Source organism: Chitinophagales bacterium (assembly GCA_020636495.1).
In the GTDB taxonomy this organism is placed as follows: Bacteria; Bacteroidota; Bacteroidia; order Chitinophagales; family Chitinophagaceae; genus UBA5543.
This window is the reverse complement of the sequence record JACJXQ010000008.1, coordinates 1,341,238-1,357,940: the sequence shown is the minus strand read 5'-3', so window position 1 is coordinate 1,357,940 and position 16,703 is coordinate 1,341,238. Positions and strand designations below refer to the sequence as shown.

Sequence of the window (16,703 nt, the reverse complement as noted above, 5' to 3'; positions counted from 1 at the left end):
AATTTGCTTGTCAGATAAAATGTTCGGTATAAGTTTGCTACCTAAATTACAGAAAAAATAGACTTCTTATATGTTATACACGCAATCTTTTGTTTTTAATCCGTTCCAGGAGAATACATATATCATATACAATGAAAAAAATCAGTGTTGGATCATAGATCCCGGCATGAACAATAACATTGAAATCAGTCATTTTTTCAGTTTTATTGAAGAAAACAAACTCATTCCACAAGCAATTATCAATACACATGCACATATCGACCACATCTTCGGCGTTGCAGCAGTAAAAGACCGCTATAAAATTCCTTTCGGTCTGCACGAAAAAGATTTACCAGTACTAAAAGGGGCCGCAGGCTCGGCTATGTTGTTTGGATTTGACTTTAATACTACACCTGAACCTGATTTCTTTATTGATGAAAACAAGTTGATAGCTGTTGGCAATGATAAGCTCCATGTACTCTTCGTTCCCGGGCATTCGCCGGGTAGTGTTGCCTTCTATTATCCTGAGGGTAAATGGGCTATTGCCGGCGATGTTTTATTCTCGGGCAGCATCGGCCGTACCGATTTGCCGGGAGGCAACCATAATCAATTGCTTACCAGCATCCGCACCCAGCTTTTTACATTGCCTGGAGAAACCGTAATATTCTCAGGACATGGCCCGGCCACTAAGGTCTCTATTGAACAACAAAGCAATCCCTTTCTTGTTGCCTAATCCTTATATATAACAAGTTGGTTATCTTTAAGATAAGGAACAACAGGATGAAGGTCTATTGATGCACAGTATTCCATATCAGACTCAAGCCCGTACGCAGACAACCGCCTGTAGTGTGAGCTGTCTCTCAGGAAATCAATAGGCTTCACGCCGTTAAGGCTATTATACAAAGTAACTGCAGCCTTGGCGCTATCGCAGTTCATATAAAAGCTATCTTTAACTTTGTCTATCACTGCCCCTGCAAAAAGCGCGTCTTCCAGGTTAAACCTGTCTTTCCATGCCGCGCAGGCCAATAATACATTCTTATTTTGTTGAAGCAAGAACTCGCTAACAGCTGATAAATTCAGGAATGAACCGGTAATTATAGCAGAAGCACCTTTTACCATATGCAGCAGGCGTGTACCGTTTGTTGTGGTCAGAACTAAGGTTTTACCTTCAACAAATTCACGACTATATTCCGAAGGTGAATTACCATGTTGTAAACCCTCAACCACTTTACCGTTGCGCTCTCCTGCAGTAATACTGTTTTCCACTTTGTTACCTATCTCAATACATTCTTCCACGGTAGCTACCGGCCAAACAGATTTTGCATTATTATACAGCGCTGCAGCTATTGTAGACGTAGCCCTGAATACATCAATGATCACCACTACGCTACCCTCAGTGTCAAATAAATGCAATAACGCAGGAGACAAACATACCTCCAACCTGGGTAATTCTCTATTCATTATATGTAATTAACGGGCTGCAATATTAATTAAATGAGGGGAGATTCAAGCCTCTGTAAGCAATAAAAAAGCTGCTGTAAAGATACAGCAGCTTTTTCTTATCGTTAAGCAGGCAATTAGTATACCCACATATCATGTTCTTTGTTAAACAACATTTCAGATGCTTTCTGACCTTCGTACAGAGCTTCCAGTGGAGACATACCCCTGTTGTTGTAGCTCATATCGAAAGGATTGCTGGTCTTAATGATCTTGCTTGAGAAGAACCTGCCCTCAAAGAAGTCATTCCATGTCATACGTGCAACATCATTTTCAGGATTAAAAACCTCATATTGTGCAAGCATTGGCCTTATCTCAGGGTAGTATAACCAGAACACAGCCTGAGAAGCACGGAACAAGCCGGTATTCTCGTCAATGATATCCTTTATCGGGGCAATACCAATGATACGTACCACCATTTTACCCAGGTTCCTGTCAAATATCCAATCTTCTTTGATCCTGTATTTGGTTACGATATCGGGGTTAAATTCACGGCTTGTGATAACCACTTTGATCTCACCTGTAAACGGATCCTCAACATAGTTAGTGTCAGGAGTACCGATCATGATCTCCAGTATCTGGTCTTTAGTTAAGGCATTTGTAAAGCGCTCATCTATGTTAGAATAAGCTTTAATTTTGCCTTTTTTAACTGCATCCAGAATGATCTCAATGAAGTAACCACCACCGGTATAATCATCACCGGGATAGCGGAAAGCCATATTTTGCTTTTCACGAATATCTATTTCGCGCCATACGCGTTTCTTCCACATAACGTCGTTCTCACGCAGTGGTTGCCAGTTCAGTATCTTCGTCGGGTGTTCCACTCTGTCATATGCACCGTCTCTTACCAGCGAAGGCTGCCATCCATCTTTAACCGCGTCTATCGGGTTAAACTGAGACTGGATGTCCTTCATTGAATTGTCCTGGGCAAATGCGACTCCACCAAACATTACCAATGCGGTAGTAGCGACTAATTTGTATGTTCTTAGGATATTCATAATTCCTGTAATGATTTGCTTAATAATCTAACCTTAAAGTTACAAAAAATCTAAATTAGTAAAAACGTAATGGCATTAAGTTTGCGGACGCGTCCGTCAGGTCCTTTCGCTCTGATATCATCAAAGAAAACCCTGTCACCCGGCCTAGCACGTTTTATCAATTCTATTATGTCCTTGTTCTTGTTCAGATAAGGGCTAGCTTCGGTAAACGGTCCTTGCAGTTCACCACGCTTAGGTATCATACTCATCTCATAGCTTGTCACTACGAAACGTGTATCGAAATCGAAATTCTTAAGCGCAGCAACGATACCTATCTGAGCTTTCAGTGTACTGGATGGCATAGCACCATTAGACTTTCCACCTACTTCAGCTACAGGGTCAGGAATGTACTTAACACGTACTTCCATAGCGCCAACCTTCTTAACACCACCATCAGTTTTAGCGTTGATATTAGCCATTACATTACCAGGTTTGGTAGCTTTCACTATGTAGTGGCCTATACCTTCCTGGCTATTTGCAGTAACATCAGCACCGTCAATATTCACAGAGATATCCTGTAATGAATAACCCGCAGCTGATACAGTTATCGGGTTGTCAACACCAATGTAGAATACGTTCATTTTATCCAGCTGGATAGAGGCACCGGTAGAACCAACCATATAATCGAAAGAGAACTCTTTCTCTTCTACACGACCACCCAGATCAATAGATACGCGGCCTTTCACAGTTTTCTGACCGATACCGGAAGCAGTAACTTCATACTGACCAACACCATCTTTTATTTCTTTGATAGCACCGCCACCTGCAGTAATTGATATTTTAGGATCAATACTTTTGTTATAGGCAGCTAACAGGATCTTAGCTTCGATCTTTTGCCCTTCCAATGCATAACTGTTTGAAGGTACAGCTATCGCTTCAAAGGCATCAAATTTCACCTGTATATCACCTGCTTCTTTTGCAAGCTGATTGATAATTGCAGCTTCACTGTTCCTTACGTCATTCTGGAATTTCGCAAGCAATGTTACAACGGCCATTGTAGGCATATTGTAGAAGTAAGCTGTAGACCAGTCGCCCTGCGGGTTATTGTCTGTCTTATCTACTTCAGCAACCTTCATCGGCAAATCTTTTGCCATCCTGTCCCTTTCAGTTGGGTTAACCAGGCTCAGGAACTTGGCACGAAGAGTCTCCAGTTTACCTTTTAATTCATCGCCACCTTTCAATTCAACCAATAAACGTGTACTGGCATCGATGTTGTCCTTTCTTTTGATCTCGCCATCATCTTCATAACCACCGGCTTCAACAATTACCTTGTCTTTCCACTCTTCCAGATATTTGATCATCTCCTGAGCAGCAGCCTTAGCTTCTTTAGCCTTATCGTTAAACGGTTTTACGCGTTCACGTTGACCTTCCTGGTTTTCCTGTGTGTTAAAGCCCTCATACAAAACATCGTTCTTAGCTTCGATCGCTTTGTTTGACGAGGTGATACTTTGATTGATCACCTCGAAGGCGTGCAGGATCTCGGACGATACGTTTAGTGCCAGCATAGCGGTCAAAACCAGATACATCAGGTTGATCATTATCTGCCGCGGCTCTTTAGGTATAGACATCCCTTTATAATTTTTCTAAGGTTATTTTAATAATTCTTTTCAACTTTTACTGCGTAACTAATACACAGAACTACCTTCCTTGCATTGCAGCAAGCATGTTACCATATATCTGGTTCAATGTGGTCAGGTTCTGAGATAACAGTGATATTTGATCTTTAGCAGCTACCGCATCCTGTGCACTTGAAGCCATTGCATCAGATGCATTCACCAGGTTGCTATAGAATTTATTCATAGCTTTCAGGTGATTGTTAGCATCCTGCAATTCTACTTCATATATCTGGTTCAGAGAACCCAGGTTCCTTGACAGTACCTGAACTTGCTCATGGAATTTAGCTGTATCATCTGCGGCATTGTTGAAAGACTGCATAGTGTTGCTCGCTCCAACAAAAGTATTTTTCATTTCTCCCAGTGCCTGTGCAGCATCGCGGGCGCTCTGAGAATATTCGTTAGTAGCAGAGGTAACTTCAGTAATATCTTTGATCTGATCTACAACAGCACCAAACCTTTGGAAGTTATCTCCCAGTTTCCTGATATTAGCAGGAGTGATCTGGGCATCTTCCATCATTTTATCTAATGACGCACCCGGAGATACTTTACCTGCTGCTGAATCAAATTTTGTTCCTTTACGATAAGCCTCAACGTGAGGATTCTCATCAATGTTTGGATAGAAACGCTCCCAGTAGTAGTCTTTATGTGGAGGTAAAACACCCAGCATAGCAAAGATGAAAGCCTCTGTCAACATACCTGCTGTCAACATCGGACCGGCACCTGGCCAGTGTTGAATTTTAAACAATGCACCTAAAAGTACTACTGACGCACCAAGACCAATGATAAAGTTCTTAATGTATTTACCTCTTTTGGTTTCGAAAAACAGTGCTACTGAACCCATTTTATAATTTTTCTAAGAGTTGATAAAATAAATATTGTTTCACTTTAATTGCCTGCAATATTGCCGACACTTTATTCTGTCACTAATCGATGTTATAAATTAACGCCTGTTAGTTAATGCACCATAGATTTGCGGGTAGATACAACGGAAACCTATATAAGCTTTAGCTGTATCAGCAAATTCATAATCGCGGGTACCATTTTGCAGGTAGAATGCAACATCTCTCCAGCTTCCGCCACGCACTACTTTACGTGTCATCCACTGTGGATCATTCTCCTGTAATTCATAACTAACTGTTGGGTTAAGATCTGAAACTACCTGGTAAGCTGTACCGAAGTATGTAGTGGCAGTCCACTCAGACACGTTACCAGCCATATTATACAGGCCAAAGTCATTAGGCCAGTAGCGGTCAACAGGTACAGTATACAAACCACCGTCGGCTGCATAGTTACCACGTTGAGGCTTAAAGTTAGCCAGGTAACAACCTTTCTTATTAACTATATAAGGACCACCCCATGGATAAGGAGTCTCTGTGCGTCCGCCGCGAGCTGCGTACTCCCACTGCTCTTCCGTAGGCAGTTGGAACTTACCCTCGAAATACTGTTTGTACTTCTCGCGCTCAGAGCGCCATAACGTAGTCCTCCAGTTTGTGAAGGCTACTGCCTGGTGCCAGTTCACACCAACAACTGGATAGTTGTCAAATGCAGGGAACCAGTTATACTGCAGAGCTATCGGCTCATTGTATGAATACTGTAATTGACGTACCCATACAGTCGTATCAGGATATACAGGAATATCAAACTTGTGTTGAAACTCTGTGCGTGCCTGTGCAGGGCTATTTACGTTAGAAACATAATCGTATGTTTCGTAGTGGAAGATCAGTTTTGAATTGTCAAACTCTTTCTTACCCCAGCCTGATGCTTCGGCAGGAATATAGAAATTTGCCAACTGATCCTGCAGATCAACATCTTTCCAGTTGATACGCTTTCTCATATCAACTTGCTGGCTTCCGTCATCCAGGTCTATAAAATCACCAAGCTGTACGTGTGCCATGGAGTCCCTAACCCAGTTAGTGAACTGACGGTACTCAGCATTAGCAATCTCAGTTGCGTCCATGTAGAAGCCCGGCATCTGAACGGTGCGTATCATCGCGTCATTCTTTCCGCGAACATCTTCGTCGCTTGCTCCCATTTTAAACACTCCTGACGGAACATAAACCATACCAAGCGGAACGGGCGCCTTATAGTTCAACACGTTTGGCTCTCCTACCAGCTGACCACCATTACCGGGTGTTCCGCAGCTTGCAGCAAATGCAAGTAACGCTACAGCTGAGATCTTCAGGGAAAGTTGTTTCATACTACGTTTGTTAATTTTTTTTGCGTTTAGGCAAATAAAGTAAATTTTTGGTTAAGAAGCCAGTAAGCATCTCAACCGATGCACAATATTTAAAGTTTTTTCCAAAAATGCAAGTTTCAAAAAAAAAAATTGTTAATAATTGCGATTGCCAAATATGGCGAAAAAACAATTAACAAGCAATACTTTATAACTAATTTTTCAACATTTCCTGATCAAGTTTATACCCTGCATCATTTTGCAGCACATAATTCATGTCCTGCATACCTGTAAACGACTGATATCAGGCTTATCAAACATCCTCCTTTTTATACGCGTTAACGCGATGATTTAACAGGATTTCCTCCCGAAACGACCCCGGATCAGGGTTACATGGCAAACAATCGTATCGCCCGTACTTAAAAGCCCCGAAATACCTCAAAAATGACAATCACAGGCCTTCTTTGCGCTTTTGTATCACACTCAACAATGCCTGCGTACCATAACATCGAAGCCCGGCCTATTAAGGCCGGGCTTCGATGTTATCAACAATAATTTATTTTACTTCTTAACGTCCAGAAATAGCTCCAGGGCGGCTATCATTGACGGTGCATTAGGTGCAGGTGCCTTTATATTCAAAGTAAGGCCCGCATCCTCTATGGCTTTAGATGTTGTAGGTCCGAAACCACCGATCATAGTGCCATTCTGTTTGAATGAAGGGTCATGATCAAACAAGGTCTGAACACTATTTGGGCTGTAAAAAACAATCACATCATATTCATTCTTCATTACGGGCGATATGTCGTTAGACAATGTCCTGAACAAAGTGGCCTCGGTATAGCTAGCCCCTTCATCTGCAAGGTACTGAGCTATTTCATTCTTACCATTATCAGATGTAGGAACGATGAATTTTTCGTTGTTCTTGTGTTTGGCTATTACTTCCAGCAATCCGTCTGCACTGCCATCAGCCGAAAAGAACACCTTACGCTTCCTGTACAAGATGAATTTTTGCAGGTACAATGCCACTGCTTCGGTGCTGCAGAAGTATTTCATATCCTGCGACACTTTGATTTTCAATTCTTCGCAAATACGAAAGAAGTGGTCAATAGCCTTCCTGCTGGCAAAAACAATTGCGGTATATTCCGCAATATCAATCTTTTGTTTGCGAAATTCTTTCCCTTCGATTCCTTCAACCTTTATAAAAGGATGAAAATCAACCTGTAAGCCATACTTTTTGGCTAAATCAAAATAAGGGGATTTATCTGTAAGAGGACGGGGTTGTGTTATGAGTACCCTGCTTATTTTGAGTTCTTTTTTACCGTTATTTTTTACTGAGCGTTCTACTTTTGCCATATTGGGTTTCGTAACGGGTTGATTTGAACAAATTATTTACTTATCGCCTATATAAATCATTAATTAATAATACATTCCGCGTATCAATAGCTTCGTTAATAATGCCATAGGCAATAATTCGGAAGCGCAAAGGTACGCAAAAAAATGAAATTTGCTGTACTGAAAAAACGAACCCAGCACTTGCCACGACCTGATGTAACGGTTGACGAACAACACACCTACCAGGAATAATGACACGATCATGGCAGGTAAGGCAATAGCGGGCTGAGCAAAGGCAAGCAAGACAATAAACGGCAATAATATAATTGAGATGATCTTATTGATAAGGAATACATTATACATGTAATGACTAATAATAACACGTACATTAAACGCCCAACCACTAAAACGCATCACCGCATATTTTGCGCCATACAGTCCCAGGAAGCTGAGTATCAGTATGGTTATCAGTAAAGACGGGCTGTATATAGCATAACGTTGGGGTAAGTTTAACTTAAAGATAAAATATACGTATACACCTGCCGATGCCGCAAAAAAGACATTCATGAGCAAATTAGGCAGCCCGGAGTTTCCTATCTGGTCTTTTAGCTGTTGGCTGCTGAACGATGGGCTTCTGAAGGCCCTTAACAGGTATTGGAAATACCTGGGATTGGCAAAACGCATAATGCCAAAAAGAAGTACGAGCACCAGTACAAGATAAAAGTCAAAGGTATTATCGTAAAATAACCGCATCTGTTCCCTGGCCGTAAAACGATCAGGTGACAGCATCGGGTTGGCCCTGAGCATACTGTCAGTGGCTGTTATAGCTGCCTTGTTGATGGCAGTTGTATTCACAACAATACTGCTATCATAGGATAATACATTTACCTTGGCAGTAAGTATACCCGACCACAATAAAAACGCTGTAATAAGTGTAAAAAACCTGGACAATGACATATGTTTACCCCTTGCAAAATTAGTACTGTTGCGGAACTTTTTCTTATCGTTGCTGAAAAAGGTTCAGGTCTTTCCGAATAAAATTATACAAAGACTCTAACCTGCCTTTATTGTAGGTGTCGCAATGTTGTAATGCAGTACTCCTGGAATCCTTGAAACAGTTCATCAGCTCACCATTGCAGGTAACCCTTATTTCCGTAGCCATGCGGCTGGCCCACAAATCCTTTACGTCCTCGTCAACATAATTCTTACCTGCATACAGTACAGGTATCAGCGAGTTAGGGTACATCTCAGCTGCATGTCTGCAAATGATATTCAGTTCTATCAACATTTCACCGCGAGCCTCCTTCAGCATACGGCAGATAAGAAAAATATAGAACGGCCTTGTTTCGTCATTTTGAGTAAAAACACTATCCAATATTGAGTAAGCTTTGTTACTAGAATTTACGTCAAATAAATGCGCATAATACTCTTTAGCCTCCTGCGATACCTGGGAATGTCCGTAATAGAAGTCGAAGTTTTGCAACCCCTGGGCAGAACCACAATAGGCCATAAAGGTGAAACATAAAACCAGAAATACTTTGTGTATCATATCCCTATATCAGCACTAAAATAAAAAAATAAGGCTATTCCCCGAAAGATGTTTTCCTCATAGCTGTTAATTGATGTTATTTTGCCCAATATTATGGCAGGCATATACGTTCATATACCATTTTGCAAACAGGCGTGCTCCTATTGCAACTTTCATTTTTCCACATCCTTGAAACTCAAAGCTCCGCTGTTGGAAGCAATAATGACGGAAATTGAAATGCAGAAAGCATACCTGCAAGCACAACCTGTAGAAACCATATACCTGGGCGGAGGAACCCCATCGCTGCTTACAGCCAATGAGATACAAAAACTTACTGAAACGATAGGGAAACACTACAATATCGACAACCTTAAAGAATTCACGATAGAGACCAACCCGGACGACCTGGATAAACAATACATCAAAAGCCTCAGAGATACCGGGATCAACAGGTTCAGCATTGGGATACAGTCATTTTTTGACAGCGACCTGCAGTATATGAACAGGGCTCACAATGCCCGGGAAGCTGATTATGCCATCAAGGCTGTACAGGACGCCGGTTATGAAAACATAACTATCGACCTGATATACGGCACACCCGGACTGACAGATAAAAACTGGCAGCAAAACTTGAAGCAAGTACAAATGTTAAACATCCCACATTTATCTGCCTATGCGCTGACAGTGGAGGAGAATACACAACTCCATCACAAGATCAAAACATATAAATCAGCTCCTGTCGATCCTGCACAATCGGCACACCAGTTTGAAATGCTGATGGCAAAAGCGGAGGAAATGGGATTTGAACATTACGAGATATCCAACTTCGCACGTCCCGGTCACAGGGCGTTGCACAACACCAACTATTGGCTGGGTGTACCCTACCTGGGCATCGGGCCATCAGCACATTCATTCAATGGTCACTCTCGTCAATGGAACATAGCCAACAATGCCTTATACACTAAAAGCATTCTATCGGATAAACAACTTGATTTTGAGCTGGAGATACTCACCTCTGAACAGCAGGTTAATGAGTATATCATGACTTCTTTGCGCACATCATGGGGGCTGAACCTTGAAACGATTGCGAAAAAATGGGGTAATGAATTCCGTCAACACATTCACAATAAAGCACAGCAGTACATTGAACAACATAATATGATCCTGGACGATCATACCCTGTTGCTTACACGAGAGGGGAAATTATTTGCTGATCATATTGCGGGAGAGCTTTTTGTATGATAATTATTTCTAACTTTAAAGAAATAATAACCTTATGAGAAAACCATTGATCCTCCTCAGCCTTACACTTGCATTTTGCTCACCGGTAAGAACCGATGCCCAGACCATGAGCATTACAAAAGCATCATCCCTGGCAGCAAACCACTCTCAGAAACAAGAATCGCAAAAAGTATACTCATTCAGAGTTGGGAGCACCACAGCAGCACACCTGAAAGACGACAACAACTATAAAATAAAAACAGCTGATGTTTGCTACGACAAAGCATACCTGTCTGCCATAAGTGATACAATGTTCCGGCAAGGAAACCCTAAGTACATTTGGGTAGACCTTTTAATAGATGGATACGTACATGACGGCGACATGGATTGGTATAATGTATACATAAACACCGAAGGCAACAGCAACGGTGGCAATACTAATATTCCTGAAGAAACGAGAACGGCTTATGCAGAAAAATGGATCCGCTTTGTATATAGCTTACATGAACCTTTGAGCAAGTATGGCTCTTACAACATGAATAATATAAACCCTATAAGTGTCCTGGCAATGATTGATCCGGCTTCTGATTTCCGCAAGGTATCTAAGTCAGAACTTCATTTTTTAAGACTCACATGTAATGGCGAATTGCGCTTCTACATGGAGCTGATAAAAGACGGTATTGCTACCCCCGACAAGCCATTGAACCTTGATCTGAGCAGTAAAGGATTTTATGTGTACGGGAAACGACTGACCCGGGAACAACGTGAAAAATACATGAACCTTTGCGAACAGGAATTTGGCAGCAATTACTTTAACGATGGTTCAAGATACAGTCGCGGGCCACTGCCCGAAAACACTTTAGCTAAAGATATTGCCGAACTGACTGATAGAATAAAAGCAGCAGACAAAGTGCTGCAAACAGCTGAATAAAGATCACAAATGAAACAATCGGCTTTAATCATATTACTGCTTCTGTTCGTATTCGCAAATGCATCTGGACAGGGTATTTCCATCAACATTCCAACCAAAATAAAAAAGGATAAAAAATATCTTTTTTACCTGCATGGAGCCATCGTACAACAACAAGGTGCCAATGCGGTCAGTCAGACCTACGGCAAATATTTGTATAACGATATACTGGATACTTTCAGCAAAAACGGCTTTTCGGTAATAAGTGAGGTTAGACCCAGGAATGCAGAGGCACATGAATATGCAACAAAAACAGCCGTTCAGGTGCTCAAATTATTACAGGCTGGTGTACCTGCAAAGAATATAACGATTGTAGGAGCTTCAGCAGGTGCATATATCACCATTGACATAGCTATGCAGTTAGGCAATGCAAATGTCAACTATGCCATTATGGGTATGTGCCACGACGGCACTGCTGACAACTATGCCGACAAAAAGATATGCGGTAATTTCTACTCGATATTCGAAGCTTCAGACGGGGCAGGCTCATGCAAAACACTCCTTGAGAACAAAGAATGTACAAAAGGTTTTGAAGAGTTGGAACTGCATATGGGTAATGGCCACGGGTTCCTGTATCAACCCTACCATCAATGGGTACAGCCTTTACTCCAATGGATATACAAAGCCGGTAAATAGAACACTCCCCTACCTATATGTATCATGTAGTTGCACCAGTTCATACCCTGCACGGCTTCCCAACGCTACTCCCATGCCGCCAAATCGGAACGCCCCGAATACACGGTTGGAGAAAACCTTTATAATGGGCTGTTTATTTTCGCCGAACGCCATAATACCGGCCCATCTTCTTTCAATTTCAAAATCAACGCCTGGAATAATCACCTCTCTCAGTTTCTGCTCCAAATTTTCCTGTATCATTTCTGTAACGAAAGCTTCTCCTGTTCTCTCCCCTTCAAAATCCAGGTTTCGTCCGCCACCCAACAATATCCTGCCATCAATTTCCCTGAAGTAATAATACCCTTTGTCAAAATGGTAGATACCTTTGAATTTCAGACCAGGTATTGGTCTCGTCACTAACACTTGCCCTCTGCCTGGTATTATGTCTTCGCCGGGCAGTAACAGACCTGTAAAAGCATTGGTACAAATATTTAGGGTTGTGCAGCGTAGCAGGTAAGGCTCAATACCTGTTGTATTTTCAACGACTACCAAAACACCGTCTTCTTTTTCCTCATAACCTGCAACACGTGCGCCCGTTTTTATTTCAACACCATATTCTATTGCATGTGCAGCTAATGCACGCATCATCATACCTGTATTCAGTTCCCCTTCACAGGTATTTTCTATCAGTGCCTCGGTATATTTCTCAGAAAAACCTGATGACTTTATACGTTCATTCGCCAGGCGGAACGATGGCTTATTATTAACCGGCAGTAACAGGCCGTTCAGGTAATCAATATGATTTAACGCTTCTTTTGCATTTGCGTCTATCAGTTCATAACTGCCATTTTCAGCGTAACCTATAGCCTCATCTCCCAACCTGCTGCGCAATAAAGCTAATCCTCTTTTTCTTTGTTCAAACAGCCCGACAACCTCAGCTTCACTCATCACTTCCAGGTCGTCAAGAAGCTCTGTAACACTGCCCATACAGGCAAACCCCGCATTTCGGGTGCTGGCCCCTGCGGGTACAAGGCCCCGCTCCAGTACAAGAACACTTGCATGCGGATATTTTGCCCTTAACTCAATAGCAGTACTCAACCCGGTAATACCTGAGCCTATCACAATATGGTCGTATTTGAAAAAGCTTTGCTGCTCCCAGTAGCTGAACATGATACAAAGTAAAGATCTTTGTCTTAAATTGGCAGCATGAAACAATTGTTATTCGCGCTGCTGTTCTTACCATGTGTGGTATCAGCGCAAGATGAGAAAACAAGCAAAGAAAGACCTTTTGAAGGCTGGCAAATCAGTGATTGTCAAAAATACGCCATCAACCAATTGGCAAAAGGAACTGAAGGGGAACTGAAAGCTGCCGCCGAAGGCCGTATTGAGGAAGGAACAAAAACCATATACATAGCGAAGCAAAAATGGCTGCAAAATGTTCCGGACACTGCAAATGGCTACAACATTGTATACATCGATATAGACAGCAATGGCAAAATGCTGGCCGAGGAAGTAAAAAAGAATCATGCAGCCGTGTACTATATCAGCCCGTTTGAGATGCGCTCAAACATGTGCGAAATGTGGGTATTCCCCATAGAAATGAAAAAGAAGGGCAAACAGGAATACAGTACCACAGCATATAAAATGAACTTCTTCTTCAACTACGACCCACCTAAGTACGAATACAGGGGCACAGACGCTGTAGTTTTGGAGTAACAGCAGTTTAACATTAATATACTGCTTTAGGAGTATCAGAAAATACTGATACTCCTTTTTGTATGTAGCACTAAAGTGGCTGACTCATCTGTCTCTAAACCATTTTCGTATCACAACTATCTGTTTTGTATTTTTGCCCTCCGATTTACAATACAGATATAACAGATCATGGAGTACGCACACCGCGATATAGAGCAAAAGTGGCAACAATACTGGAAGGACAAGGAAGTTTACAAGGTTAGCAATAACAGCGACAAGCCTAAATTTTATGTGCTGGACATGTTCCCCTACCCCAGCGGTGCGGGGCTGCACGTTGGCCACCCTTTGGGATATATAGCGTCGGACATACTGGCCCGTTACAAGCGCCACAGCGGATATAACGTACTCCACCCTATGGGTTATGACGCCTTTGGTCTGCCCGCCGAGCAATATGCGCTGGAAACAGGCCAGCACCCTGCTGTTACTACCGAACAGAACATAGACCGCTACCGCCAGCAGTTAGACAATATTGGCTTCTGCTACGACTGGAGCCGCGAAGTGCGCACCAGCGACCCCCGATATTACAAATGGACACAATGGATATTCCTGCAGCTCTTTCATAGCTGGTACGACCGTAGTCAGCAAAAAGCAAGGCCGATTAATGAACTGACGGCCATATTTGAGCAGGAGGGCAATACTAACCACCCATGCCCGGAAGGCGAGACCCTGGATTTTGACGCCGCACATTGGAAAGGAATGAAACCTGCCGCTCAGCGCCACATATTGATGCAATATCGCCTGGCTTACCTAAGCCATGCCGAAGTATGGTGGTGCGAAGCACTGGGTACCGTATTGGCTAACGACGAAGTGGTAAATGGTGTATCAGAACGTGGTGGCCACCCGGTAGTAAAAAAGAAAATGAACCAGTGGTTCCTGCGCATAACGGAATATGCTGAAAGGTTGTTGAGCAGCTTGGACAAGTTGGACTGGACAGATGCGATGAAAGAAATGCAGCGCAACTGGATAGGCAAGAGCACGGGTGCGGAAGTAACTTTCAACGTAAATGACAGCAACTCTGAAATAAAAGTATTCACCACTCGCCCCGATACCATATTCGGTGTGGACTTTATGGTGCTTGCCCCTGAGCATGAATTGGTGGACAGTATCACCACAGAAGCACAAAAGGCGGAAGTGGAAAAATACATAGAGTACGTGCAGAGCCGTAGCGAGCGTGAGCGTATGGCTGAAGTAAAGCAGATAACAGGAGCTTTCACAGGTGCGTATGTAACTCACCCATTCACAGGTAATGATGTGCCTGTATGGATATCGGAATATGTATTGGCAGGCTACGGTACAGGAGCAATCATGGCGGTACCGAGTGGTGATGAGCGCGACCATGCATTTGCCAAGCACTTCAACATTTCCATCACCAATGTATTTGGCGACAAGTACAACGGAGAGGAAGCATACAGCGACAAGGGTGGTACGATAGAGAACAGCGACTTCCTGAGCGGCAAACCTGTTAGCGAAGCCATAGCTGCAGCCATTAAAGCAATCGTAGAGAAAGGCATAGGTCAGGCAAAAGTGAACTACAAACTACGTGACGCGGGATTCAGTCGTCAGCGTTATTGGGGAGAGCCATTCCCTGTCATATACAAAGAGGGTGTGCCATACACAAGCGACGAATTGGGCAATGAAGAGTTGCCTCTTGAACTGCCGCATGTGGACAGTTACAAACCGGGACCTGAAGGACAAGGGCCATTGGCCAACATTGCCGATTGGGTGAACACACCTGACGGTAAGCGCGAGACCAACACCATGCCGGGCTATGCAGGCAGCAGTTGGTACTTCCTGCGTTATATGGACCCACATAACGATGCAACATTTGCAGACAGAAAAGCCACCGACTACTGGCAGGCTGTGGATATATACATAGGTGGTACGGAACATGCTGTTGGGCATTTGCTGTACAGCCGTATGTGGACCAAAGCACTGCACGACCTTGGGCATATAGGTTTTGACGAGCCATTCAAAAAGCTCATCAACCAAGGAATGATACAGGGTAGCTCGAGGTTTGTGTATCGTATACACGGCACCAACAAATTTGTATCATACGGATTGAGAGGTGACCACAAAACCGACAAGCTACATGCTGATGTAAGCATGGTGGATGGCAATGTATTGGATACAGAAGCTTTCAAAAAATGGAAGCCCGAATATGCAGATGCAGAGTTTGTACTTGAAGACGGTAAATACATTTGCGGAAGTGAGACGGAAAAAATGTCGAAGAGCAAATACAATGTGGTGAACCCTGACGACATTGTTGCTCAATACGGTGCGGATACGTTCCGTATGTACGAGATGTTCCTTGGCCCGATAGACGTGAGCAAGCCATGGGACACCAAAGGCATAGAAGGCGTGCACCGTTTCCTGAAAAAAATGTGGCGCCTCTACAACGATGAGCAACAAGGCTGGATAGTTACGGATGAAGCAGCTACTGATGCAGAACTGAAAGTACTGCACAAGACCATCAAAAAGATAAGTGAGGATATTGAACGTTTTTCTTTCAATACATCCGTAAGCCAGTTTATGATAGCGGTGAATGAATTATCATCGCTCAACTGCCATAAGAAAGCCATACTGGAGCCCCTGGCTGTAGTTATAGCGCCATTCGCACCACACTTTGCGGAGGAACTATGGCATAGCTTCGGACACGAAACTAGTGTTGTAGATGCATCTTATCCTCAATACGAAGAAAAGTATGTGAAGGAGAACAGCAAGAACTACCCGGTAGCTATTAACGGTAAGGCAAGGGCCGAAATGGAGTTTCCACTGGATATGGACATCAGTGAAATAGAAAAGCTGGTATTATCCAACGAGACCGTTATCAAATGGATGGAAGGCAAGACCCTGAAAAAGTTCATTTATGTGCCCGGCAGAATGATCAATGTTGTGGTATAACTCCTTTGTTTGACCAAAAAGGCATTTCGTTGAACCAAACCTCACTCCCGTTGAACGAAAATACCGCCATATAGCTTTT

At 42.9% G+C, this 16,703-nt stretch carries 15 protein-coding genes; 6 read left to right on the top strand and 9 right to left on the bottom strand.

Going from position 1 to position 16,703, the window contains the following annotated elements; all coding sequences use genetic code 11:
* Positions 1-70: 70 nt before the first annotated feature.
* Entirely contained in the window at positions 71-712 is a 642-nt protein-coding gene (locus H6550_05865) for an MBL fold metallo-hydrolase (protein MCB9045645.1), read from the top strand.
* Here H6550_05865 and H6550_05860 read toward each other — a convergent pair.
* From H6550_05860 to H6550_05825, 8 genes are all read right to left on the bottom strand, one after another.
* Positions 709-1,440, bottom strand: a complete 732-nt coding sequence (locus H6550_05860) for a 2-phosphosulfolactate phosphatase (GenBank protein MCB9045644.1) — start codon at positions 1,438-1,440, stop codon at positions 709-711. The genes H6550_05865 and H6550_05860 overlap by 4 nt on opposite strands.
* Before the next feature lie 116 nt (positions 1,441-1,556).
* Positions 1,557-2,474 carry a gliding motility protein GldN gene (gene gldN, locus H6550_05855; GenBank protein MCB9045643.1) on the bottom strand — a complete coding sequence of 306 codons (918 nt, stop codon included), beginning with the start codon at positions 2,472-2,474 and terminating at the stop codon, positions 1,557-1,559.
* A 50-nt stretch (positions 2,475-2,524) separates the two neighbouring features.
* Complete coding sequence (gldM, locus tag H6550_05850) at positions 2,525-4,081, bottom strand: gliding motility protein GldM (GenBank protein MCB9045642.1); 1,557 nt, start codon at positions 4,079-4,081, stop codon at positions 2,525-2,527.
* 70 nt (positions 4,082-4,151) lie between these two features.
* Positions 4,152-4,970 (bottom strand): gliding motility protein GldL, encoded by an 819-nt coding sequence (gldL, locus tag H6550_05845; GenBank protein MCB9045641.1) that lies wholly within the window; start codon positions 4,968-4,970, stop codon positions 4,152-4,154.
* Positions 4,971-5,069: 99 nt separating this feature from the next.
* Positions 5,070-6,326 (bottom strand): SUMF1/EgtB/PvdO family nonheme iron enzyme, encoded by a 1,257-nt coding sequence (locus H6550_05840; protein MCB9045640.1) that lies wholly within the window; start codon positions 6,324-6,326, stop codon positions 5,070-5,072.
* Between the two features lie 537 nt (positions 6,327-6,863).
* Positions 6,864-7,655, bottom strand: a complete 792-nt coding sequence (locus H6550_05835) for a uroporphyrinogen-III synthase (protein ID MCB9045639.1) — start codon at positions 7,653-7,655, stop codon at positions 6,864-6,866.
* A 63-nt stretch (positions 7,656-7,718) separates the two neighbouring features.
* Positions 7,719-8,591 carry a DUF4271 domain-containing protein gene (locus tag H6550_05830; GenBank protein MCB9045638.1) on the bottom strand — a complete coding sequence of 291 codons (873 nt, stop codon included), beginning with the start codon at positions 8,589-8,591 and terminating at the stop codon, positions 7,719-7,721.
* A gap of 43 nt (positions 8,592-8,634) precedes the next feature.
* Positions 8,635-9,183: a hypothetical protein gene (locus H6550_05825; protein MCB9045637.1), complete on the bottom strand. Its 549-nt coding sequence runs from the start codon at positions 9,181-9,183 to the stop codon at positions 8,635-8,637.
* 93 nt (positions 9,184-9,276) lie between these two features.
* Here H6550_05825 and hemW point away from each other — a divergent pair, with 93 nt between their 5' ends.
* The 3 genes from hemW to H6550_05810 are packed head-to-tail and all read left to right on the top strand — an operon-like array spanning position 9,277 to position 11,989.
* Complete coding sequence (hemW, locus tag H6550_05820) at positions 9,277-10,404, top strand: radical SAM family heme chaperone HemW (protein ID MCB9045636.1); 1,128 nt, start codon at positions 9,277-9,279, stop codon at positions 10,402-10,404.
* Between the two features lie 34 nt (positions 10,405-10,438).
* The gene (locus tag H6550_05815) at positions 10,439-11,314 is read left to right on the top strand and encodes a hypothetical protein (protein ID MCB9045635.1); all 876 of its coding nucleotides are present in this window, start codon (positions 10,439-10,441) and stop codon (positions 11,312-11,314) included.
* A gap of 9 nt (positions 11,315-11,323) precedes the next feature.
* Complete coding sequence (locus H6550_05810; protein ID MCB9045634.1) at positions 11,324-11,989, top strand: hypothetical protein; 666 nt, start codon at positions 11,324-11,326, stop codon at positions 11,987-11,989.
* 9 nt (positions 11,990-11,998) lie between these two features.
* Here H6550_05810 and H6550_05805 read toward each other — a convergent pair whose 3' ends face one another.
* Complete coding sequence (locus H6550_05805) at positions 11,999-13,138, bottom strand: FAD-binding oxidoreductase (protein MCB9045633.1); 1,140 nt, start codon at positions 13,136-13,138, stop codon at positions 11,999-12,001.
* Positions 13,139-13,174: 36 nt separating this feature from the next.
* Between H6550_05805 and H6550_05800 the strand changes: the two genes are divergently transcribed.
* Positions 13,175-13,684 (top strand): hypothetical protein, encoded by a 510-nt coding sequence (locus tag H6550_05800; protein ID MCB9045632.1) that lies wholly within the window; start codon positions 13,175-13,177, stop codon positions 13,682-13,684.
* Positions 13,685-13,852: 168 nt separating this feature from the next.
* Positions 13,853-16,624 carry a leucine--tRNA ligase gene (locus tag H6550_05795; GenBank protein MCB9045631.1) on the top strand — a complete coding sequence of 924 codons (2,772 nt, stop codon included), beginning with the start codon at positions 13,853-13,855 and terminating at the stop codon, positions 16,622-16,624.
* The last annotated feature ends 79 nt before the right edge of the window (positions 16,625-16,703 follow it).

Excerpts from the sequence above, each read along its gene's own strand:
- H6550_05865 (MCB9045645.1), top strand. The coding sequence starts at position 71 with ATGTTATACACGCAATCTTTTGTTTTTAATCCGTTCCAGGAGAATACA.
- H6550_05860 (MCB9045644.1), bottom strand. The coding sequence starts at position 1,440 with ATGAATAGAGAATTACCCAGGTTGGAGGTATGTTTGTCTCCTGCGTTA.
- gldN (MCB9045643.1), bottom strand. The coding sequence starts at position 2,474 with ATGAATATCCTAAGAACATACAAATTAGTCGCTACTACCGCATTGGTA.
- gldM (MCB9045642.1), bottom strand. The coding sequence starts at position 4,081 with ATGTCTATACCTAAAGAGCCGCGGCAGATAATGATCAACCTGATGTAT.
- gldL (MCB9045641.1), bottom strand. The coding sequence starts at position 4,970 with ATGGGTTCAGTAGCACTGTTTTTCGAAACCAAAAGAGGTAAATACATT.
- H6550_05840 (MCB9045640.1), bottom strand. The coding sequence starts at position 6,326 with ATGAAACAACTTTCCCTGAAGATCTCAGCTGTAGCGTTACTTGCATTT.
- H6550_05835 (MCB9045639.1), bottom strand. The coding sequence starts at position 7,655 with ATGGCAAAAGTAGAACGCTCAGTAAAAAATAACGGTAAAAAAGAACTC.
- H6550_05830 (MCB9045638.1), bottom strand. The coding sequence starts at position 8,591 with ATGTCATTGTCCAGGTTTTTTACACTTATTACAGCGTTTTTATTGTGG.
- H6550_05825 (MCB9045637.1), bottom strand. The coding sequence starts at position 9,183 with ATGATACACAAAGTATTTCTGGTTTTATGTTTCACCTTTATGGCCTAT.
- hemW (MCB9045636.1), top strand. The coding sequence starts at position 9,277 with ATGGCAGGCATATACGTTCATATACCATTTTGCAAACAGGCGTGCTCC.
- H6550_05815 (MCB9045635.1), top strand. The coding sequence starts at position 10,439 with ATGAGAAAACCATTGATCCTCCTCAGCCTTACACTTGCATTTTGCTCA.
- H6550_05810 (MCB9045634.1), top strand. The coding sequence starts at position 11,324 with ATGAAACAATCGGCTTTAATCATATTACTGCTTCTGTTCGTATTCGCA.
- H6550_05805 (MCB9045633.1), bottom strand. The coding sequence starts at position 13,138 with ATGTTCAGCTACTGGGAGCAGCAAAGCTTTTTCAAATACGACCATATT.
- H6550_05800 (MCB9045632.1), top strand. The coding sequence starts at position 13,175 with ATGAAACAATTGTTATTCGCGCTGCTGTTCTTACCATGTGTGGTATCA.
- H6550_05795 (MCB9045631.1), top strand. The coding sequence starts at position 13,853 with ATGGAGTACGCACACCGCGATATAGAGCAAAAGTGGCAACAATACTGG.